Raw genomic sequence first — 21,305 nt, 5'->3', positions numbered from 1 at the left:
AGGAGTCTTACGTGACCTCAGCGTATCAACAACTGACCAAAACCTTCCAGCGCCTTTCCCGTTTCAGTCACGTCACGGCTATCGCTGGCTGTGACATGCAAACCACCATGCCGCCAGGCGGCAGTCAGGCGCGTGGTGAAGCACTGGCCGAAATGAGCGTGTTGCAGCACCAGATCCTGACCGCCCCACAGGTCGGTGAGTGGCTAAAAGCTGCTGAGCAGCAGTCCCTGAACGATGTCGAGCGGGCCAATCTCAACGAGATGCAGCGCGCCTATCAGCAGGCCACCCTGCTCCCTGATGACTTTGTGGAAGCTAAATCGATCGCCGGTTCCGTATGTGAACATGCGTGGCGCACTCAGCGTCCCGCTAACGACTGGCAGGGCTTTGCCGCCAACCTCAAAGAAGTCGTACGACTGAGCCGCGAAGAGGCACAGCGCCGCGCTGACGCCAGTGGCTGTTCGCGTTACGATGCGCTGCTGGATCTCTATGAGCCGGGTATGACTCGCGCCCGACTGGATGAAACCTTTGGCGAGCTGAAAACCTGGCTGCCCGATCTGCTGCAGCAGGTGGTGGAAAAACAGGCGCAACAGGCGATTATCACGCCGCAGGGTCCATTCGCCGTGCCTGCACAGCGCCAGCTCGGTCTGAGCATCATGGAGACGCTGGGTTTCGACTTCAACCATGGCCGCCTCGACATCAGTGCGCATCCCTTCTGTGGCGGCGTCCCGGAAGATGTGCGCATCACCACCCGTTACAACGAGAATGAGTTTCTCAGCGCCATGATGGGCGTAATTCACGAAACCGGTCATGCCCGCTATGAGCAGAATCTGCCGCAGCAGTGGCGCGGTCAGCCGGTGGCGCTGGCGCGCTCCACGGCTATTCATGAATCACAAAGCCTGTTTATGGAGATGCAGCTGGGTCGCAGCCGCGAATTCCTGCAGCGCATTCTGCCGCAGGTGATCGCGACCTTTGGCGATCAGCCCGCCCTGCAGGCGGATAATTTCGTGCGCCTGACTCAGCAGGTGAAACCAGGTCTGATCCGGGTTGACGCCGATGAGCTGAGCTACCCGGCGCACGTCATTCTGCGCTATGAAATCGAGCAGGCGCTGATTGAAGGCGAGATTGAGGTTGAGGACATCCCGGCGTTATGGGATGAGAAGATGATGCAGTCGCTAGGGCTGGATACCCGTGGTAACTACCGCGATGGCTGTATGCAGGATATCCACTGGACCGACGGCGCATTTGGTTACTTCCCGACCTATACGCTGGGCGCGATGTATGCCGCACAGCTGTTCCGGTCGGTACAGAATGCCATTCCTCAGCTCAGCGAGCTGATTCAGCACGGTGAACTGCAGCCGGTATTTGACTGGCTGCAACAGAACATCTGGCAGCACGGCAGCCGTTTCTCCACCGACCAGTTGCTGATCAATGCCACCGGCGAAGCCCTGAATCCGGCTTTCTTCCGCCAGCATCTTGAACAACGCTACCTGAATAGCTAAGCTTCCGGGCGGTCTGCTGACCGCCCTTTCCCCCCTTTGTACAATCGGTTACACGCCGATACCAAACACCCACGGACACCGTTCATTGATTTCCCTATAGTCTCTTCACCGGCCCCGCAGTGGGCTACACATGAAAAAATAGTCTCCGAGGGATTTGCAATGAAAAAATTATTTGCACTGGTTGTCGCCGCTGCTATGGGTATGTCTTCTGTTGCTTTCGCTGCTGACACCACAGCTGCTCCAGCTGCTGCGCCAGCCGCAACAACTACTACTACCGCTGCAGCTCCGGCTAAAACCGTTCACAAAACTGCGCACAAGAAACACCATAAAGCAGCTCAGAAAGCCCAGGCTGCTAAGAAACACCACAAAAAAGCAGTGAAAAAAGATGCCGCGCAGAAAGCGCAGGCTGCTAAAAAAGTGCACCACAAGAAAGCGGTAAAACCTGCTGCACAGAAAGCGCAGGCCGCTAAAAAAGTTCACCACAAAAAAGTAACTAAACCAGCCGCTCAGAAAGCCCAGGCTGCTAAAAAAGTTCACCACAAAAAAGTAACTCAGCCAGCTGCTCAGAAAGCCCAGGCTGCTAAAAAAGTGCACCACAAAAAAGTAGTAAAACCTGCTCAGAAAGCGCAGGCCGCTAAAAAAGTTCACCACAAAAAAGTTGTGAAACCAGCAGCTAAAAACTAAGGTCGCCTTCAGCGCACGGCCACGAGATGATAATTAAAAACACCCGGTTCTGCCGGGTGTTTCTTTACTGGAGTGGATGAAATGACGAGAGTGGATGAAATAGTGCGTCGCTATCGCTTCGAAATTATTCTGCTTGTTATGATCCTGTGTGGCATTGTTGCAGCCAGTTTTTTTATTTAGCCGCTGTAGCGTACTGATTAACCAATAAAACTCCCTTTTTCAACGCTCACCGACTATAGTTACCGTACTTACGTAATAACAATAACGTTAATTTTTCTCGCCATTGAGATTTCTATGCGCCTGGCTACCCTGTTAATGGTTGGACTCTTCAGCTTTGCCACCACGGTTCACGCCGATGATGACGATGACTCGCCTACTCCTGCTGAAATTAAGATGCTGTTCTTCGGCAAGGATCATCGCCAGGCAATCACCGATATTACTGCTGCCCCCTGGGATGCCATTGGTCAGCTGGAAACCGAAAGCGGCAACCTCTGTACTGCCACGCTCATCTCTCCGCATCTGGCGCTGACGGCCGGACACTGTCTGCTCTCCCCGCCGGGTAATTTCGATAAGCCGGTTGCGCTGCGATTTATGGCCAGTGATAAAGGCTGGCGCTACGAACTTCATGATATTGATGCGCGGGTTGAACCCTCGCTGGCGTCAAAATTAAAAGCGGATGGTGAAGGCTGGATCGTGCCGAGCAGTGCGGCGCCCTATGATTATGGCATCGTGATTTTACGCAATCCGCCCTCCGCGATTACGCCGATTCCATTGTTCGATGGCTCACGCAGCGATCTTACTGCAGCGCTGAAGCTGACCGGACGAAAAGTGACGCAGGCAGGCTATCCGGCCGATCATCTGGATACGCTCTATTCTCACAGTGATTGCCTGATTACCGGCTGGGCGCAGCGCGCCGTGTTGTCGCATCAGTGTGACACCCTGCCGGGTGACAGTGGATCACCGCTGCTGCTCAAAAGTGATAAAGGCTGGCAGTTAATCGCGGTACAAAGCTCTGCGCCGGCAGCGAAAGATCGCTATCTGGCGGATAACCGCGCGATTTCAGTCACCTCGTTTAAAGATAAGCTGGAATCTCTCGCGCAGTAATCGCTTCTTTACTATCAGGCGCGCCTGTTACGGCGCGCATCATGGCTTTTACCCTGCTATCTGCTCCATTGTCTGCAGAATTCGCTTCTCTGAGATGGGATACGGCGTGCCCAGTTGCTGAGCAAAGTAGCTGATACGCAGCTCCTCAATCATCCAGCGAATGTTCTTCACCTCTTCATCATCCTGACGCTGCGGTGGCAATTTGTTGCGCCACGCCTGATACGCCTGTTCCACTGCCTGCACTTTTAACATGCGCGCACGATCGCTGTGTGGATCGGCAGGCAGTTTTTCCAGCCGCCGCTCAATGCCATGCAGGTAACGCAGCGTATCCGCCAGTCGCTGCCAGCCGTTGCCGGTGACAAAGCCGCGATAAACCAGACCACTTAATTGCGCCTTGATGTCGGACAACGCCAGCGCCATCGTCATATCAACCCGGCCTTTCAGACGCTTATTGATGTTAAAGACGGCCGTCAGGATCTGCTCAACCTGCTTCGCAATGGTCACGACGGTCTCATTGAGTTCGCCGCGAACTTTGTCACGCAACTGCTCAAACGAGGTCTGATCCCAGGCCGGACCGCCCGCTTCACCCATCAGTTTGTCGATGCCGCAGGCGATGCAGTCATCAATCAGCTCCAGCACTTTGCCATAGGGGTTGAAGTAAAGTCCGAGCTTAGCTTTGTTCGGCAGCTTCTCGTGCAGATATTTAACCGGTGACGGCACATTCAGCAGCAGCAGACGACGCTGACCGCGCCACATCATTTTCTGCTGCTCCTGCTCGCTGTCAAACAGGCGAATGGCGACGCTCTCTTTCTCATCGACCAGCGCAGGCCAGGCTTTGACCTGATAGCTACCGCGCTTCTGTTCGTAGCTGCGCGGCAGTTCACCAAAGCTCCAGATATGCAGACCGCTCTGCTCCAGCCCGTCATCTGCCACTTTCGACAGCGTCTCCTGCACCTTGCCTTTCAGCTGTGCCTTGAGCGCGGTGAGATCTTTACCTTCCAGCAGTTTACGGTTGTGCTCATCCACCACCCGGAAGGTCATTTTCAGATGATCGGGCACCTGTTCCCACTGCCAGTTTTCCCGCTCCAGCGTGACGCCGGTCATGCGGCGAAACTCACGGGACAGCGCATCGGGAAGCGGCATCTCCATTGCGTTGACGCGTCCCAGGAACGCCTCGGCGTAGTTGGGTGCCGGCACCAGGTTGCGGCGTAACGGCTTGGGCAGTGACTTAATCAGCGCGATGATCAGCTCACGGCGAACCCCGGGGATCTGCCATTCAAAACCGCTATCTTCAATCTGATTCAGCAACGGCAGCGGAATATGTACCGTCACGCCATCCGCATCGGCACCCGGCTCGAACTGGTAACTCAGCTTCAGTTTAAGGTTGCCCTGATGCCAGAAGTTAGGGTAATCAAGCTGGCTGACCTTATCCGCGCCCTCTTTGATCAGCATCTGTTTGTCGAAGTTCAGCAGCTCCGCGTTTTCACGGCTGGCCTTTTTCCACCAGCTGTCGAAATGCTTCGCTGAGACCACCTCTTTGCCGATGCGCTGGTCATAAAAAGCAAACAGCGTTTCGTCATCCACCAGAATATCGCGACGGCGGGATTTGTGTTCCAGATCTTCGACTTCACTGCGCAGCTTCTGGTTAGCACGGAAGAAGGCGTGACGCGTCTGCCAGTCGCCCTCCACCAGCGCGTGACGGATAAACAGCTCACGGCTCAGAGTGGGATCAATGCTGCCATAGTTCACCTTGCGCGCGGCCACTATCGGCAGGCCATAGAGCGTAACCTTCTCGGCAGCCATGACCGCGCCCTGCGATTTCTCCCAGTGCGGTTCACTGTAACTGCGCTTGATCAGATGCTGCGCCAGCGGCTCAATCCACTCCGGCTCAATCCGCCCCGCCGTGCGGCCCCACAGGCGGCTGGTCTCAACCAGCTCTGCCACCATGGCCCACTTCGGCGGCTTCTTAAACAGCCCGGAACCCGGGAAAATCGAGAAGCGGGTATTGCGTGCGCCGGTGTACTCCTGCTTGTCGGTGTCCTTCTGACCGATGTGCGACAGCAGACCGCTGAGCAGCGCGCAGTGAACGGGCTGCAGCTCAGCCGGTTCGCTGTTAACCGGAATGCCCAGTTCACGCACCACCTGTCGCAACTGGGTATAAATATCCTGCCATTCCCGTACGCGCAGATAGTTCAGGAAGTCGCTTTTGCACTGGCGGCGGAAAAGGTTGCCGGACAGCGCTTTCTGCTGCTCCGCCAGGTAGTTCCAGAGATTCACATAGGCGAGGAAGTCGGAGTCTTTGTCGACAAAGCGCCGGTGCTTCTCATCGGACGCCTGCTTTTTCTCTGCCGGGCGCTCGCGCGGGTCCTGAATCGACAGACCGGCGGTGATGATCATCACTTCACGCACGCAGCCAAATTTCTGCGCTTCCAGCACCATTCGCGCCAGACGCGGATCGACCGGCAGCTGTGCCAGCTGACGACCGGAGCCGGTGAGTTTGTAGTGTCCGCTCTCCTCATTCAGAGTCAGCGCACCCAGCTCTTCCAGCAGGCGGATACCATCCTGAATGTTGCGCTTATCGGGCGCTTCCACAAACGGGAAGGCGGCGATATCGCCGAGTCCCAGCGAGGTCATCTGCAGGATCACCGACGCCAGGTTGGTACGCAGGATTTCCGGATCGGTAAAGGCCGGACGGCTCAGGAAGTCATCTTCCGAGTAGAGGCGAATACAGATACCGTCTGAAACACGGCCGCAACGCCCTTTTCGCTGGTTGGCGGAGGCCTGCGATATCGGCTCAATCGGCAGGCGCTGCACCTTGGTGCGGAAGCTGTAGCGACTGATACGCGCCGTGCCGGGATCGATAACATATTTGATCCCGGGCACTGTCAGCGAGGTTTCCGCCACGTTGGTCGCCAGCACGATGCGACGGCCACTGTGCGACTGAAACACCCGGTTTTGTTCGGCGTTCGACAGTCGCGCATAGAGCGGCAGCACTTCGGTGTGCGGCAGGTCGCGTTTGTTCAGCGCATCGGCGGTGTCGCGGATTTCGCGCTCACCGCTCATGAAAATCAGGATATCGCCGCGACTCTCGCGTCCCAGCTCATCCACCGCATCAAATATTGCCTGCAGCTGATCGCGATCGCCATCATCCGCTTCTTCAACCACCGGCCGGTAGCGCACTTCGACCGGGTAAGTCCGGCCGGAAACTTCGATGACCGGCGCATTATTAAAGTGACGCGAGAAGCGCTGCGGATCGATGGTCGCCGAGGTAATAATCACTTTCAGATCGGGACGGCGCGGCAGCAGCTCACGCAGATAACCGAGCAGGAAATCGATATTCAGGCTGCGCTCGTGCGCCTCATCAATGATGATGGTGTCATATTGCATCAGCAGGCGATCCTGCTGGATCTCCGCCAGCAGGATCCCGTCGGTCATCAGTTTAATCTGCGTCAGGTCACTGACCTGGTCGTTAAACCGCACCTTATAGCCGACACAGCCGCCCAGTGAGGTACTCAGCTCATCAGCAATGCGATTCGCCACAGTGCGCGCAGCCAGACGACGCGGCTGCGTATGACCAATCAGACCCGTGATTCCGCGTCCCAATGCCAGGCAGATTTTCGGCAGCTGCGTGGTTTTACCTGAACCGGTTTCACCCGCAACAATCACCACCTGATTGTCGCGAATCGCCGCCGCAATATCCTGCTGCTTCTGACTGACCGGCAGATTGTCCGGGAAGGTTATGGCTGGCGTTGCCGCGCGGCGCTGGGCTACGCGCTGTTCAGCAGCAATAAATTCCTGCTCCAGCTCGCGGGCAATGCCCTGCTGTGCCTCGGGATTTTTAGCTTTTCTGGCACCCTGCAAGCGGCGCTGCAGACGCTGGCGATCGCGCAGCATGACACCGTCGAGCCGTGGCCAGAGCGCTGCCAGTGGGGAAGTATCGGGAGATGACATAATAGTGACGTACCTTACTCAGACGGTGTCGCTGCCTGAAGCAGCGCCCTGCAAGCCGGGATAACCAGCTGATTCAATAAAAATAATTGTGCGCATCATAGCACATTCTGAACCGTTCCGGCGGCTGGCCCCGGTTACGCTTATTCAATAAATTCGAACATGGGTCTCGAAATATTGCGCTTTCACCGCGCCATCGATAACCGTAGAGTGTAAACCATTGAGCGGAAAGTCTTCCGCGTAACAGACAGGAAACCACCATGAGCAAAGTTTTAGTTCTGAAATCAAGCATCCTTGCAGGCTACTCACAGTCAAGCCAGCTCGCTGACTTCTACATCGAACAGGCAAAAGCACAGGGTAAAGACGTCACTATACGTGATCTGGCCGCTAACCCGATTCCGGTTCTGGATGGTGAGTTAGTCGGTGCAATGCGCCCATCCGAAACGCCGCTGTCACCCCGTCAGCAGGAAGCACTGGATCTGTCCGATGAACTGATTGCAGAACTGCAGGCTCATGATGAAGTGGTGATTGCCGCGCCAATGTACAACTTCAACATTCCAACTCAGCTTAAAAACTACTTCGACCTGATTGCCCGTGCTGGCGTGACGTTCCGCTACACCGAAGCAGGCCCGGAAGGTCTGGTTAAAGGCAAAAAGGCCGTGGTGATCTCCAGCCGTGGCGGCATTCACAAAGATACCCCAACTGACCTGCTGACCCCTTACGTCAAGCTGTTCCTGGGCTTCATCGGCATCACTGACGTTGAGTTCGTGTTTGCAGAAGGCATCGCGTACGGTCCGGAAGTGGCCAGCAAAGCGACCGCTGAAGCAAAAGACACAATTAAGCAGATCGTGACCGCATAAGTCTCCGTCATCTCAGGATGACGCTGAAAACCGGGCCATGCGCCCGGTTTTTTTTCGCCTGTCACTGGCCGCTGCCTGTTTCCTTTTTCAGCCACTGACCGTTAATGCCGCGCACATATTCCCCCGCTGCCGCACGGCTCACCAGCTTCTGTCCGGCGATACTGGCGATATCAGCCGTGGAGAGATTATTCTGCTCTGCCAGCCGCTGATACTCCTGCTTACGTCCGGCATTAATCCGCTGCACCAGCGCCAGCGTTTCACTGTCCTGTGAGCGTGCCGCCAGATAGCCTGAGAGCGTTTCGCCTGCCAGACCCGCCTGCCGCGCTTCATCGAGCGTCAGTGCCCAGGCAGGCTGCGCCATCGCCAGGGCGAGTAACAGCGCCGCACTTATGCGTTTCATCGTTGCTCTCCTCAGAACAGACCGCTCTGGTTTTTCAGTAACGCTTCCACATCCTTGTCGACTTTGATGTGAATCTCATGCTCGATTCTTACGTTCATATTAATGGTGATGGGATCTTTGGGTGCCGTGACTTCGATGCGCGGCACGCAGCCAATGCTCAGCAGTCCGGCTGCCAGAACCAGTAGTGGCCTCAGGCTCATGGTGAAGTGTCCTTGTTCGATGGCAAAGTCGCATGTTGCTCTAACCAGGATTGCAAATTATCGCCGAAGCGCAGGCTGCGCCAGAGCTGAAACAGGTTTTCCTGATGATGATAGTTAAGATTGACCGTCTGCCGACGGTTACTGAACTGGCTGACGCCCTGCACCTGTGCTTCCATAGTAAGGTCGCCGAGGTTATCCAGATTAATCGTGGCCCAGCTGCGGGAAACCTCCATATAGCGTAACCAGTCCAGCGCCGCGCCGGTCGCTACGTTGTTGCGGGTAATGGCATCCGCCATATCTTTATCCAGCCGGAAGGTCAGCGGGCCGCTGTTGGCAATCCATCCCTTCTCCACCAGCCAGCGCGGATTATTGAGCCACAGCGGCAGCTCGCCGTTAACCTTGCCCGACATGGCGAACTGTTTCGGCTTCAGTGCCGTCACCAGCTCGCTGAGGCTGATTTGACGCAGCGACACCCGTGCGGGTTCATGCTGCGGCATACGCAGGGAGGGCAGCGTGATTTGTCCGCCCAGCAGGTCAAGGCTGACATCCTGCAGCGTCAGCGGCGCCTGTTCAGACCATGGCCAGTTACCCTGCAGGTCGGCACGAATATTCTGCATCGCAAACTGGTTCTTCACCTCGGCAATGCGTAGTGAAACCGGGCCATGCTGACCAAACTGCCACTGCTGCTCGTGGAATCTGAACGGCAGCGAGAAGTCGATACCGTTTACCTGGCTGTCCGGCGTCCAGACGCTGCCCTGCTTAACCGTCCAGTGGCCCCCGGCCTGGAAGCCCTGATCGCTGGCGGCGGAAAAAGCGACCTGTGCCTGCAGACTGCCGCCCTGAATCTGCATTTTCATGTCGGGGCTGATCAGCGGCTGAAATACCGTCAGCGACTGAGCCGGCCACCAGGCCTGGCCGCGTAATCGTTCGCCATCCCAGCGACCATTCACCCGCAGCGGGCCAACCTTGCCCGCTTTTAACTCGCCCCGCCAGAGGAAATAGCCGGGATCCCGGCCTTTAGCTTCAAAGTCGAGAACTGAGTCAGCCAGACGGCCGCCATAAGTGAAGCGGGTCGGTCCCGCCTGCAGTCTGAAATGGCCATTAAAGGAAGGATGTGCCGCATCACGCTGCCAGTTTACCGGCTCAGTCAGCGTCAGACGCGGTTTTGCTATGTTGACGCTGCCGTAGGCCAGCTGATTAAAGCCGGCAGAAAGAGTATCAAGCTGGATCAGTGTGTCATGCCAGCCGCCGGTTCCTTTAACATCCCAGCGAGCCTGCAGCGGCAGCATCTCGCCTCCGCCCCAGTAGCGCCAGTTCCATTCACCCTTATCGGGCCAGAAATCTGTGGCGCGTCCATCGAGATGCAGCCGGAAGCGGCCAAAACTGGCATCGTGTGCGTTTAGAATCGCCTGCAGGCGACCATCTATGCCCTGTGAGGAGAGACGCACACCCGCCAGCGGCCAGCGCGCCTCGTCCACTTCCAGCGTTGACAGCAGCCGGCCACGCAGACGCAGCAGCGATTTAGGTTGCAGCACCAGTTGAGGATCGAGCAGCGAACCACTAAGCACACCCGGAATCGAGCCGTAAAGTTGCAGATCGGCCAGTTTGCTTTCACCGGTCAGCTGAAACGGCAGGTTGCTGTTGGTCAGACTGAGGTTACCGGGACCGACGCCCAGCACCACGTTGCCCTTGCCGCCGCGTCCCTGCGTCAGCAGGTTAACGCGACCCGTAATCTGGCTGCCTTCAAGGCCCGACTGCCAGTTATCCAGCGTCAGGTTAACAAACCCAGACAAGGGCTGGTCCGCCAGTGGCCAGAAGTATTCGCCCTTTTCAATCCGAATCTGATCGTGGCTGATCTGCCACGGTAACCGGAGAAGCGGCCTGCTCTCTTCCGCCATTGCCACCCGCAGCTCGCCCTGCTGCTGCTGCCAGTTGAGCGACAGCTGCAGCGGGTGTGGCAGCGCGTCCAGCGCCAGTTGCCCGGCCATCTCACCGTTTACCGGCAGATCAGTGGCGAAGGTGGGCAACGTCAGATGACCACTCAGCGTGACGGGTTCAGGCAGTGCAGGATGGGTGAGCGTCAGGTCACGGATAGCGAGCTGCTGACCGGTCAGCGTGGCCGCCAGCTGCAGATTATCGCCGTGGTAATTGAGTTGCTGGCGATCTTTTTCCAGCGTGAGATCCAGCGCGCCCGCATAGGTCTGCCAGGGCAAGACAATGAGTTTGCCCAGATGAACGTCGGCGCCAGGCAGCATTGCCTGCCATTCGGCCAGCGTTTTGGGCGCAGCCGTACTGTTACTGGCCGGTAATTTTTGCAGGCAGTCACTATCCAGCGTCAGCGCTTCCGCATTGAGTTTCCAGCGCGAATGATGCCAGCCCAGTGACACCGCCTTTACGGTGGCCAGCGAGCAATCACCGGCGAGATAACGAATCTGAGGCAACCACAGTCCACCGTTCCGCCAGCGCGGCGCGCCTGACAGCGCAATGCGCGTCCCGTCAGGCAGCCAGATGCCGGCCAGCCGTGGCAGCCATTGCGTGACAGTCAACATCAGGCCGAGCAGCAGCAGAATCAGCGCCAGAATAGCCGCCAGCCGTCGCCGGAAAATCCGTGGCATAAAAGCCATAATCCTTTTCCTTACAGTATCCTGACAGGAATGATGGCATGTAATCTGCCAGAGGTGAAGGCCTGTGCCTGGCGCAAATCAGCTGTTTCAGCAAAGTCAGTCAGAAAACGTTATCCTTGGTTTATCACTCTGCAGGAGCATAACGATGAAGATCGCGGTTTACAGCACCAAACATTACGATCAGAAATACCTTGAGCAGGTTAATCAGCAGTTCGGTTTTGAACTGGTGTTTTTTGACTTTTTACTCTCTGAAAGCACGGCGAAAACGGCTGTGGACTGCGATGCCGTCTGCATCTTTGTCAATGATGACGGGAGTCGCCCGGTGCTGGAAGAGCTGGCCGGTTTGGGTGTGAAATATATCGCGCTGCGCTGTGCCGGTTTCAATAATGTCGACCTGGCTGCCGCGAAAGAGCTGGGTCTGGAAGTCGTCCGGGTTCCGGCCTACTCACCGGAAGCGGTGGCTGAACACGCAATCGGCCTGATGATGACCCTGAACCGACGTATTCATCGTGCATATCAGCGTACCCGTGATGCAAACTTTTCGCTCGATGGCCTGACCGGTTTTAACATGCACAACAAAACTGCGGGCGTAATCGGCACCGGTAAAATCGGGATTGCGACGATGCGCATTCTGAAAGGATTTGGTATGCGGCTGCTGGCATTTGACCCTTACCCAAGCGAGCAGGCACTGGAACTGGGCGCGGAATATGTCGATCTGAAGACGCTGTTTGCTGAATCCCACGTCATTACGCTGCACTGCCCGCTGACGCCGGAGAATCATCATCTGCTCAACGCTGACGCGTTTAAACAGATGCGTGATGGCGTGATGATTATTAACACCAGTCGCGGTGGTCTGATTGATTCACAGGCGGCGATTGACGCGCTGAAACAGCAGAAGATCGGCGCGCTCGGCATGGATGTTTATGAGAATGAACGCGACCTGTTCTTTGAAGATAAGTCGAATGATGTGATTCAGGACGATGTGTTCCGTCGTCTGTCAGCGTGCCATAACGTGTTGTTCACCGGCCATCAGGCGTTTTTAACCGCCGAAGCGCTGACTGCCATTTCTGAAACGACGCTCAGTAATCTCAGCCAGCTCGACCGTGGTGAGGAGTGTCCGAACCGACTCTCTGCCTGATTATTCTCTGTATAGCTATGCGGGCCGGAGCAATCCGGCCTGTTCATCAGCGCGCGCAATTTCCGCCAATTAACGCCTGCTCATCACAGCGACGGCCATTCACTAACTGACACATTCCCACGCGCGATCCATCCAGCTGATGTGAAAACGCCAGCGTTCCGCCCGCATTTGAACAGGTGCTTTCTGCCAGGGAAGACATCACCACCCGTGGCTGGATATGGGCGGCGGTGGCTTGTTGTGGTGGCTCGTTATCATCACTGTTGCTGCTGCAGGCAGAGAGTAATAGCGCGGCACCGGCCAGCAAAAAGGTGGCTGCTTTCATCAGTCGGACTCCGGGAATGGGTGTAATAGGCTGGCTCAGCATATGTCAGGCGGCACAAGGGGTCGAGAGGTGAAACAGCTTTTTACAAAATTCTCCGGCGTCATTTGCAAGCAGAATTATCCTGTTTACCTGTTATCGCTGACCTGCCACCCTTTTCCGGCACTTTTTAATTCGGAGTAAAGCCATGCTAATGGATATGTTAATTCGCATCGCGCTGGCGGGCATTCTCGGCGGCCTGATTGGCCTGGAGCGTCAGATGCGAGCCAAGGAAGCGGGGCTGCGTACCCATATTCTGGTCGGTATCGGCAGTGCCATGTTCATGCTGGTGTCGAAATATGGCTTCGCCGACATGCTCAGTAGCGACCACGTGGCACTGGACCCCAGCCGTATTGCCGCTCAGGTGGTCAGCGGAATGGGCTTTCTTGGCGCGGGCACCATTATGATCCAGAAGCAGGTGGTGAAGGGTTTAACCACCGCGGCGGGCCTGTGGGTGACGGCAGCGATTGGTCTGGTAATCGGCAGCGGCATGTATGAGATCGGCATCTATGGCACGGTGCTGGCGCTGGTGGTGCTGGAGGTGTTCCGCCGCCTGAGCCATGTTTTAATCGGCAAACACCATACGCTGCTGGTTTTCCTTAAGCCTAAAAGCGTGCCGCTGGTGCTGCTGGTGATGCAGCGCGAAGGCATTCGCTACGGCAATGTGACGGTGATTAATCGTGATGAAGAGAGCGGTCTGTGCGAACTGAGTGTTCAGGTGACGCTTTCACGAAAATCAAACGATGCGCACCTCTATGACAAGGTCATGGAGATCAAGGGTGTTCAGTCGCTGGAAATGATGTAATCCCGCCGGAAACAGGGCTCAGACCAGATGTCTTCCTGCAGGCATCCGTACATCGCAGAAGGCAGTTAGTAGCAGCCAGCGCCTTCTGCACTCCCCCATCCGAATCCATCTGCCCGCAAACCAAAGAAGCTTACAGCCTGACCTGAGACATAGAGCGAGCCGGTAATTAATGGCATAATCCGTTATTGTTTATCATTGTAATAATTTTCCCCGGGGACCAATGCGCCAAAACTCTGACCATTCTCAAGATACCCTGCCTGCTGCTGCGCGAAAAAATTACCAGCCTGCATTAATGGTGCTGATTTTTACGCTGATTGCGGGCGCGGGCGCTGTGACGATCATGATGATCCTGGATCATCGGAACTCGGTTAATAATGCGCTGGAGACCGGACAATGTCTTGCTGGAGAAGGTGCGGAAGATATTCTGGAAGTACTCAGGCATTTTTTACATCATGCTTATCGCTGGATTTTTAAGGCCTGCGGCTGAATTCAGTGCAGCATAAAATGGAGTAAGCCATGCCGGTTGACCAGCAGCATAACGCCGCAATACATAACCGCAACATAGCAAAGTAAAAAAAGAATCAGCGTCATAATAAATCTGATGCCGTACTTTTTTATTTTGCGATTTTTATCCGGATGCCTCATAGACATTAAATATTGATTCATTTTTTTCACATTGATAGCCCGATATTAAACGGCTTCACAGGCAGTCTGTATTGACGAAATGTGCGAACCGACAGGTCAATGTAAGAGACTCTGTGTTGCATATAAGCATAAATGTAAACGCCCGCTCTTACGCCGTCGGCTTATCGGATGTCATGAACATCACCTGATTTCACTGGAAAGTCATTTTTTTAGTGCGCGCCACAGGAATTATAAAACTATCGTTTTTAATGAGATACACAACACGTCAGTGCGTCTGAATTTATTATTATAAACCTGACGGGTCAACGCACATTCAACAGAGCCTGTTTTTAAGATTATCACCTGAAAAATGAAAGCAGCGATTAATATCCGACTCGCTGTGAATTTAATGAAAACATTTCTTTTGATGTGCATCAAATCAGACCGATACAACCCGGAATGCATTTAGGCCTGATTGAGTTATAGCAGCGCATGCTGTGTTTTTTATTAATCCGGTAGTGCTGATGAAAATTTTTTTAATTATCTCTGTCATTTTTATGACCACAGCTTGTGCGGTAAAAAGAGAGCATGCGCGGACTGATGCTTACCCGTCATCACCGCCGTCCTGTTCAACGCACAGCGATGAAATTGATTGTCAGTGGAAAGATGTGCCCGTCAGCTGACATCGCGCAGCTGAATCCTTTTCGAGTCGCCTCAGCCCGCCGGTTTGCTCACGACGAAGCAAAACCCGCCCTCTTTGCTCGCGCTCTTTCGCAGTACCGCATTCCGGCAATCATCGCCCTGACGGGAAAGCGGCCTGTGACTCTTACGGCGATTATCCGCTGATTACTTCACTCCAGTGCTGGCATTCGTGGCAACAATCCGTACCATACGCTGCATATTCGTGACATCACAGTGAAGTGACCGGCTGGGCGCGCGCATTAATACGCCCTTTAGCTACGCTTTCTGGTTTTTGAGATAGGTGAAAATGCAAGATAATCAAACGGTTGACAAGAAAGAACAGTACAACCTGAATAAACTGCAGAAGCGTTTGCGTCGTAATGTCGGCGAAGCCATTGCAGATTTTAATATGATTGAAGAAGGCGACCGCATCATGGTCTGCCTGTCGGGCGGTAAAGACAGCTACACCATGCTGGAAATTTTGCGCAGTCTGCAAAAAAGCGCACCGGTAAACTTCAGTCTGATTGCCGTCAACCTTGACCAGAAACAGCCGGGCTTCCCTGAGCACATCCTGCCGCAATATCTTGAGTCGCAGGGTGTTGAGTACCGGATTGTCGAAGAAGATACCTACTCTATCGTCAAAGATAAGGTTCCGGAAGGCAAAACGACCTGTTCACTCTGCTCGCGCCTGCGCCGTGGCATTCTCTATCGTGTCGCAACAGAACTCGGTTGCACAAAAATTGCGCTGGGCCACCATCGCGATGACATCCTGCAGACGCTGTTCCTGAACATGTTCTACGGTGGAAAACTGAAAGGCATGCCGCCAAAGCTGATGAGCGACGATGGCAAGCAGATTGTGATCCGTCCACTGGCCTACTGCCGTGAGAAAGATATCATTCGTTTCTCCGAAGCACGTCAGTTCCCGATTATTCCGTGCAACCTTTGCGGTTCTCAGCCGAACCTGCAGCGTCAGGTGGTAGCCGATATGCTGCGTGACTGGGATAAGCGCTATCCTGGCCGTATCGAAACCATGTTCAGCGCGATGCAAAACGTGGTGCCGTCGCACCTGGCAGATATCAATCTGTTCGATTTTAAAGGCATCAAACATGGCGATGCAGTCGTTGATGGCGGCGATCTCGCCTTTGACCGGGAAACGCTGCCAGCTCAGCCTGTGGGCTGGCGGGTCGATGAAGACGATGTACCCGATATCAGCGCGCGTCTGGATGTACTACAGATTAAATAAGTGCGGGAAAGTTTAAGGGCGTGCTGCAGGCAGCACGCCCTTTTTTTATATGTTTCGATGTGGCGGTGGATCCATTATCGGCGGAAATTCCGGATCGGTTGGTGGATCAGGCTGCGGCTGCGGCTGGGGAATGGGTTCAGGAATCGGGATTGGATCCGTGGGGATCGGCTCGCTGTTAAGAATCACGCTCATGCCGTACTCCTTTTCTTGCGAATGGAGTTTAAGCTTAGATAAGGAACGGCGTTACAGCCAGGCAGACAAAAAAAAGCCGGCACACTGGCCGGCATGTTTCGAATTAAATGTGCTATGCAATAATTCTAAATATGGAAGTAAGACAATATGGAGCGCAACGCCCATCGCTTGACGTTGCATTCACCTGCGGGAGAGAGTTTGCGTCAGCAGCGACAACGGGTTCTTGATGTCGATCAGCTTTTGCTCGCTTAACGGGATTTTCAGCCCACATATCGTGATTGCCGCATTCCCTTTGGCGCATCAGAGCCAGCGCCGTTTACGCAGATAGCCCGCGACCCCTACTGCCAGCGCCACCAGCAGCAGACAGAAGATTGAAAACCCATATTTCCATTCACCGCCCGGAATACCGCCCAGGTTGACGCCAAACAGGCCGGTCAGGAACGTGGCGGGCAGAAAGATCATCGCCATCAGTGACATGGTATAGGTGCGGCGGTTCATCGATTCCGCCATCGCAGAGGCGACCTCATCAGCCAGAATCGCGGTGCGCGCCACGCCTGCATCCAGATCGTCCAGCCCGCGTCCCAGACGGTCGGCAATTTCCTGCATCCGGCGGCGTTCGCTGTCATCCATCCAGGCCAGTTTTTCACTGGCCAGCCTGGCATAGACATCGCGCTGAGGTGCCATATAACGTCGCATCACAATCAGTTGCTTGCGCAGCAGGCCCAGCTCGCCGCGCGCGGGCATCCGCTGATCAAGCAGCGCATCTTCCAGCTCGATGATTTTGTCATGTAACTCTTCGATAAATTCGCTGGTGTGATCGGTCAGCGCATCACAGACATCCACCAGCCAGCTGCCACAGTCAATCGGGCCATTGCCGTTTTGCAAATCAGTGAGCACTTCATCGACGGCAGAGACTTTGCGCCGCCGGGTCGAGACGATGAGCTTGTCGTTGATAAAGACCCGCATGACCACCAGCTGGTCGCGACGTGCATCGCTATTATGGTTGACGCTGCGCAGTACGATCATAAACCCGTCGCCCAGTCGGCTGACGCGAGGACGCATGCTGTCGCCTGCTAAGGCGTCACGCACCGTATCGGGGATCTGTGGCGTTGACTGCAGCCATTCGGCGCTCTTGCGATGGGTATAGTTGAGATGCAGCCAGCAGGGCTGCTCACACTGGATGACTTCATCTTCAGCAATCGGGATCATTCCACCCTTGCCATCCAGCTGGCAGGAAATGATGGCATCTGAAACCTGTAATGCTTTTCCTTCAATAACGTCCACGCCGTCCCCTCTCTACTGAAATCAATACGATACAGTCTAGCGTGACGGCGTTGAGTTGCAATCTCCGGGCTGTGTAGAAAGATGTCAGCCGATGGCCGGAAAACCGGCCACCAGTGGCTTAGTGCTTTTCAATCCAGAGTTCACGGCTATAGGCGACGTCTTCAGGATTGGTGATGGGATAGCCTTTGACCCAGGGTTTAATGAGGCGGCCATTGGTATACTGATAGATAGGGGCAATGGGTGTCTGTTCAGCCAGGATCTGCTCCGCCCGGTTGTAGTCGCTGTTGCGCGCCTGGTCATTGGTCTCTTTGCTTGCTTTGGCGATGACCGCATCATAATCCGCGTTGCTGAAACGCGAAATATTGCTGCTGTTGCCTGAGGTCAGCAGATTCAGGAAGGTAGAGGGCTCATTGTAGTCACCCACCCACGAAGCACGGATCACATCAAAGTTCCCGCTATTACGGCTGTCGATATAGGTTTTCCACTCCTGATTCTCCAGCGTGACATCCACCCCGAGGTTCTTTTTCCACATTGAGGCCACGGCAATCGCAATCTTCTGATGGCTTTCAGAGGTGTTATAGAGCAACTTGAGTTTCAATGGCTTGCCAGGACCATATCCGGCTGATGTCAGTAGTGCTTTCGCCTGCGCGTTCAGCGTGTTCTGATCGTGCTGCTGCATGAAAGTGGGCAAGGGCTTAAAGCCTGCTGTCACATCTGGCGTAAAGTGCCACGCTGGCTTCTCACCGGTGCCCAGCACTTTTTCAGCAATGACTTTACGGTCAATAGACCATGACAGCGCATTGCGGACCCGTACATCGGCAGTCGGCCCCTTCTGCGTGTTAAAGGCATAGTAATAGGTGCCTAACTGGTCAGGTGTGTAGACCTCTCCCGGCAACGTTTTTTTCAGCATCGCATACATATTCTTAGGGAAGGACTCAGTGATGTCGACATCATTCGCGCGATAGCGCTTGGTGGCGCTCGACTCTTCATTGATCGGGACAAAGGTCACTTTTGTCAGCACCGAATGTGCATCATCCCAGTAGTCCGGATTACGGATCAGGACGATTTTTTCATTTACCACCCGCTCGCTGAGCTGATAGGCACCGTTGCCCACCAGTTTGCCGGGTGCCGTCCAGCTGTCGCCCTCCTGCGCAATCGTCTTCTCAGGAACCGGGAAGAGCGCCACATTAGCCACCAGCGCCGGGAACCACGGCACCGGACGATCCAGCGTCACTTTCAGCTGCGTTTTACCCTGAGCGACCACACCCAGTTTATCGGTCGTCATTTCGCCTTTGGTAATCGCTGCCGCATTTTCAATGCCGCTTAAGCCCGCGAACCAGGCAAAGGGTGAACTGTTTTTAGGATCGACCAGGCGCTGCCAGCTGTAGACAAAATCCTGCGCAGTCACCGGATCGCCGTTTGACCAGCGCGCGTTATTGCGCAGGGTGAAGACCCAGGTTTTGTTATCGTTACTGCTCCAGCTCTGTGCCACGCCCGGCACAATTTTGCCCTGCGCATCCTGATTGGTCAGGCCTTCAAACAGATCGCGAATCACCTGAATTTCCGGCAGTCCGACTGCTTTAAGCGGATCAAGTGAAGCGGGTTCATCTTTAATGTGGCGAACGATCTGCTGCTGTTCAGCCAGCTGTGCGCCAGCGGGTGGATTCGCCGCGATAGCGGGTGTGATAACACTGCTCAGACTGATTGCTGCCAGCGTCATACGAAAGGTCTTAACCATCATCACTCCTTTACCCCAAAGAAGTGCTGCATCAGTCTGTTGCTGATACAGCTTGTGCAGGGCACTTTAGCGCAAATGGCTGACAGATAAATAGCTATTTTCCGCGCACGGCTTTTCCGCTACTTTGAGTAAAACCCTTTGAGGAAATGAGTATGTCAACACTCCATCCGCGACCCCTGCGGGGCAAACTTGACGTTCCCTATCAGCAGTATGGCCGCTCTGTGCTGGGCGCACCGCTGCTGTGGTTTCCGGCTCCGCTCGGCGACCCTGACAGCGGTCTGATCCTTGCCGGCACCCACGGTGATGAGAATGCGGCCATCGCGACGCTCTCCGCCGCATTACGCACGCTGCCCGACGGCATGCGTCGGCACCATGTGGTATTAGCGGTCAATCCGGATGGCTGTCAGCTTGGGCTGCGCGCTAACGCAAATGGCGTCGATCTCAACCGTAACTTCCCGGCAGCAAACTGGCAGTCAGGCGAGACGGTGTATCGCTGGAACAGCGCGGCCGATGCGCGTGATGTGGCCCTCTCAACCGGCACGCATCCGGGCTCTGAACCGGAAACCCAGGCGCTCTGTGCCCTGATTCATCAGCTTAAGCCGTGCTGGATCGTTTCATGGCATGAACCGCTGGGCTGCATTGACGATCCGCATCAGGTGGAGATTGGCGGCTGGCTGGCCAGCCACACCGGCCTTCCCCGCGTCAGCAGCGTCGGCTATGACACGCCAGGCTCATTCGGCAGCTGGTGTCACGATCTCAGTCTGCCCTGCGTCACCGCTGAAATGCCGGTGATTTCCGTGGATGAAGCCACAGAGACTTACCTTGAGATGATGGTCAATCTGCTGCGCTGGCAGCAATAATCAGCTGACCGTTGCGCACGTTGATCGCCGGTTCTGCATCGACCGCCAGCCAGGTTGGCCCGTCGAGATCGGCGAAGCGGGTCTGCGGCACCAGCGGCAACGCAGCGCGTATCGCCCGCGAGGTACAAAGCATGCAGCCCAGCATCACCGTAAAACCCTGCTGCTGAGCCGCATCGGCCAGCGCCAGCGCCTCGGTCAGCCCGCCCGTTTTATCCAGCTTAATGTTGACCATCTCATAGCGACCTCGTAGTGCCGCCAGGCTTTCGCGGGTATGACAGCTCTCATCCGCGCAGATTGGTAACGGATGGATAAAGTTCTCCAGTGCCGCATCCTCATCCGCGGGCAGAGGCTGCTCCAGCATCGCGACATTGATATCGGCCAGCAGCTGACAACGTGCCGCCAGGCCTTCGGCGTGCCATGACTCATTCGCATCCACAATCAGCGTCGCGTCCGGCACGGCGGCGCGGATCGCCATCAGGCGTTCGGTGATGAAATCATCGTCCAGCTTAACCTTCAGCAGCGTTGCACCATGCTGCCACAGCGCCAGTGCGCTGCTGGCCATCGCCTCCGGGGTATCGATACTGACGGTCTGTGCGGTAACCACATCCTCAGGCGCGCTAACGCCGCTAAGCTGCCAGAGGCTGCTCTGCTGCTGATGTGCGGCGAGATCCCACAGTGCGCTGTCAATGGCGTTGCGTGCAGCACCAGCAGGCAGTGCCTGTTGCAGCGCTTCGCGCGTCATGCCCTGTTGCAGCGCGGGCAGCAGCGTGGCGATTTGCGCCAGCACCGAGGCTTCGCTTTCACCGTAGCGCGCATAAGGCGTCGCTTCTCCGACGCCTTTGACGCCGTCTTCCTCAATTTCAACCACCACCACTTTGACTTCGGTTCGCGTTCCACGGGCAATGACAAACGGCGTATGCAATGGCCAGGCTTCGGGATAACTTTTTACCGTTCTCATTTCCACTCCACAATGCAGGACGTAGTGGCAGACCGCCACGTCAAATTCAACAATTGAACTCGTAAACCCTTAACATTTATGTCATAAACAACGGCTATCTTTAGC

At 55.4% G+C, this 21,305-nt stretch carries 19 protein-coding genes; 10 read left to right on the top strand and 9 right to left on the bottom strand.

The window, feature by feature from the left end; all coding sequences use genetic code 11:
* The first annotated feature begins 11 nt into the window (after nt 1-11).
* The 4 genes from EGO56_RS09250 (at nt 12) to EGO56_RS09240 (ending at nt 3,287) form a co-directional block, all read left to right on the top strand.
* Entirely contained in the window at nt 12-1,499 is a 1,488-nt protein-coding gene (locus tag EGO56_RS09250; protein WP_135908669.1) for a carboxypeptidase M32, read from the top strand.
* Between the two features lie 159 nt (nt 1,500-1,658).
* The gene (asr, locus tag EGO56_RS09245; RefSeq protein ID WP_135908667.1) at nt 1,659-2,183 is read left to right on the top strand and encodes an acid resistance repetitive basic protein Asr; all 525 of its coding nucleotides are present in this window, start codon (nt 1,659-1,661) and stop codon (nt 2,181-2,183) included.
* 81 nt (nt 2,184-2,264) lie between these two features.
* Nucleotides 2,265-2,363, top strand: a complete 99-nt coding sequence (gene ydgU / locus EGO56_RS22735) for a small membrane protein YdgU (RefSeq protein ID WP_008925242.1) — start codon at nt 2,265-2,267, stop codon at nt 2,361-2,363.
* A 114-nt stretch (nt 2,364-2,477) separates the two neighbouring features.
* Nucleotides 2,478-3,287 (top strand): trypsin-like serine peptidase, encoded by an 810-nt coding sequence (locus EGO56_RS09240; protein ID WP_008925243.1) that lies wholly within the window; start codon nt 2,478-2,480, stop codon nt 3,285-3,287.
* Nucleotides 3,288-3,335: 48 nt separating this feature from the next.
* On the opposite strand, the gene hrpA is transcribed toward EGO56_RS09240, so the two are convergent.
* Nucleotides 3,336-7,238, bottom strand: a complete 3,903-nt coding sequence (gene hrpA, locus EGO56_RS09235; protein ID WP_135908665.1) for an ATP-dependent RNA helicase HrpA — start codon at nt 7,236-7,238, stop codon at nt 3,336-3,338.
* A 257-nt stretch (nt 7,239-7,495) separates the two neighbouring features.
* On the opposite strand from hrpA, the gene EGO56_RS09230 reads away from it, so the two are divergent.
* The gene (locus tag EGO56_RS09230) at nt 7,496-8,095 is read left to right on the top strand and encodes an FMN-dependent NADH-azoreductase (RefSeq protein ID WP_135908663.1); all 600 of its coding nucleotides are present in this window, start codon (nt 7,496-7,498) and stop codon (nt 8,093-8,095) included.
* Between the two features lie 61 nt (nt 8,096-8,156).
* Here EGO56_RS09230 and EGO56_RS09225 read toward each other — a convergent pair whose 3' ends face one another.
* Genes EGO56_RS09225 through EGO56_RS09215 form a run of 3 tightly spaced genes read right to left on the bottom strand, consistent with a single transcriptional unit; the run spans nt 8,157 to nt 11,319 of the window.
* Nucleotides 8,157-8,495 carry a YdbL family probable chaperone protein gene (locus EGO56_RS09225; RefSeq protein ID WP_135908661.1) on the bottom strand — a complete coding sequence of 113 codons (339 nt, stop codon included), beginning with the start codon at nt 8,493-8,495 and terminating at the stop codon, nt 8,157-8,159.
* An 11-nt stretch (nt 8,496-8,506) separates the two neighbouring features.
* Nucleotides 8,507-8,695 (bottom strand): YnbE family lipoprotein, encoded by a 189-nt coding sequence (locus EGO56_RS09220; RefSeq protein WP_013357961.1) that lies wholly within the window; start codon nt 8,693-8,695, stop codon nt 8,507-8,509.
* Nucleotides 8,692-11,319, bottom strand: a complete 2,628-nt coding sequence (locus tag EGO56_RS09215) for a YdbH family protein (protein WP_135908659.1) — start codon at nt 11,317-11,319, stop codon at nt 8,692-8,694. The genes EGO56_RS09220 and EGO56_RS09215 overlap by 4 nt, the downstream gene beginning before the upstream one ends.
* Before the next feature lie 145 nt (nt 11,320-11,464).
* Between EGO56_RS09215 and EGO56_RS09210 the strand changes: the two genes are divergently transcribed.
* Complete coding sequence (locus tag EGO56_RS09210) at nt 11,465-12,457, top strand: 2-hydroxyacid dehydrogenase (protein ID WP_013357963.1); 993 nt, start codon at nt 11,465-11,467, stop codon at nt 12,455-12,457.
* Between the two features lie 46 nt (nt 12,458-12,503).
* Here EGO56_RS09210 and EGO56_RS09205 read toward each other — a convergent pair whose 3' ends face one another.
* Nucleotides 12,504-12,779: a putative hemolysin gene (locus tag EGO56_RS09205; protein WP_003853763.1), complete on the bottom strand. Its 276-nt coding sequence runs from the start codon at nt 12,777-12,779 to the stop codon at nt 12,504-12,506.
* A gap of 184 nt (nt 12,780-12,963) precedes the next feature.
* Here EGO56_RS09205 and EGO56_RS09200 point away from each other — a divergent pair, with 184 nt between their 5' ends.
* From EGO56_RS09200 to ttcA, 3 genes are all read left to right on the top strand, one after another.
* Nucleotides 12,964-13,620, top strand: a complete 657-nt coding sequence (locus EGO56_RS09200; protein WP_013357964.1) for an MgtC/SapB family protein — start codon at nt 12,964-12,966, stop codon at nt 13,618-13,620.
* 220 nt (nt 13,621-13,840) lie between these two features.
* Entirely contained in the window at nt 13,841-14,107 is a 267-nt protein-coding gene (locus EGO56_RS09195; RefSeq protein ID WP_135908658.1) for a hypothetical protein, read from the top strand.
* Nucleotides 14,108-15,232: 1,125 nt separating this feature from the next.
* Nucleotides 15,233-16,168 (top strand): tRNA 2-thiocytidine(32) synthetase TtcA, encoded by a 936-nt coding sequence (gene ttcA / locus EGO56_RS09190; RefSeq protein ID WP_033783198.1) that lies wholly within the window; start codon nt 15,233-15,235, stop codon nt 16,166-16,168.
* Nucleotides 16,169-16,213: 45 nt separating this feature from the next.
* On the opposite strand, the gene ynaL is transcribed toward ttcA, so the two are convergent.
* The 3 genes from ynaL to EGO56_RS09180 form a co-directional block, all read right to left on the bottom strand.
* Nucleotides 16,214-16,360, bottom strand: coding sequence for a proline-rich small protein YnaL (gene ynaL, locus EGO56_RS22730; RefSeq protein WP_272949258.1), 147 nt, complete (start codon nt 16,358-16,360; stop codon nt 16,214-16,216).
* Nucleotides 16,361-16,660: 300 nt separating this feature from the next.
* Nucleotides 16,661-17,644, bottom strand: a complete 984-nt coding sequence (gene zntB / locus EGO56_RS09185; RefSeq protein ID WP_013357970.1) for a zinc transporter ZntB — start codon at nt 17,642-17,644, stop codon at nt 16,661-16,663.
* A 118-nt stretch (nt 17,645-17,762) separates the two neighbouring features.
* A complete protein-coding gene (locus EGO56_RS09180; protein WP_135910550.1) occupies nt 17,763-19,382 on the bottom strand; it encodes a peptide ABC transporter substrate-binding protein in 1,620 nt (539 codons plus the stop codon).
* A gap of 152 nt (nt 19,383-19,534) precedes the next feature.
* On the opposite strand from EGO56_RS09180, the gene mpaA reads away from it, so the two are divergent.
* Nucleotides 19,535-20,242, top strand: coding sequence for a murein tripeptide amidase MpaA (gene mpaA, locus EGO56_RS09175; RefSeq protein WP_135908656.1), 708 nt, complete (start codon nt 19,535-19,537; stop codon nt 20,240-20,242).
* Here the strand turns inward: mpaA and ycjG are convergent.
* On the bottom strand, nt 20,217-21,200 hold the full coding sequence (ycjG, locus tag EGO56_RS09170; RefSeq protein ID WP_135908654.1) for an L-Ala-D/L-Glu epimerase: 984 nt from the start codon (nt 21,198-21,200) through the stop codon (nt 20,217-20,219). The two genes, mpaA and ycjG, sit on opposite strands and share 26 nt — an antisense overlap.
* Between the last annotated feature and the right edge of the window lie 105 nt (nt 21,201-21,305).

Origin of the sequence: Pantoea vagans (assembly GCF_004792415.1) — a bacterium.
In the GTDB taxonomy this organism is placed as follows: domain Bacteria; phylum Pseudomonadota; class Gammaproteobacteria; order Enterobacterales; family Enterobacteriaceae; genus Pantoea; species Pantoea vagans.
Note: the sequence above shows the minus strand (reverse complement) of the source record. Positions and strands in the feature narration are given on the sequence as shown.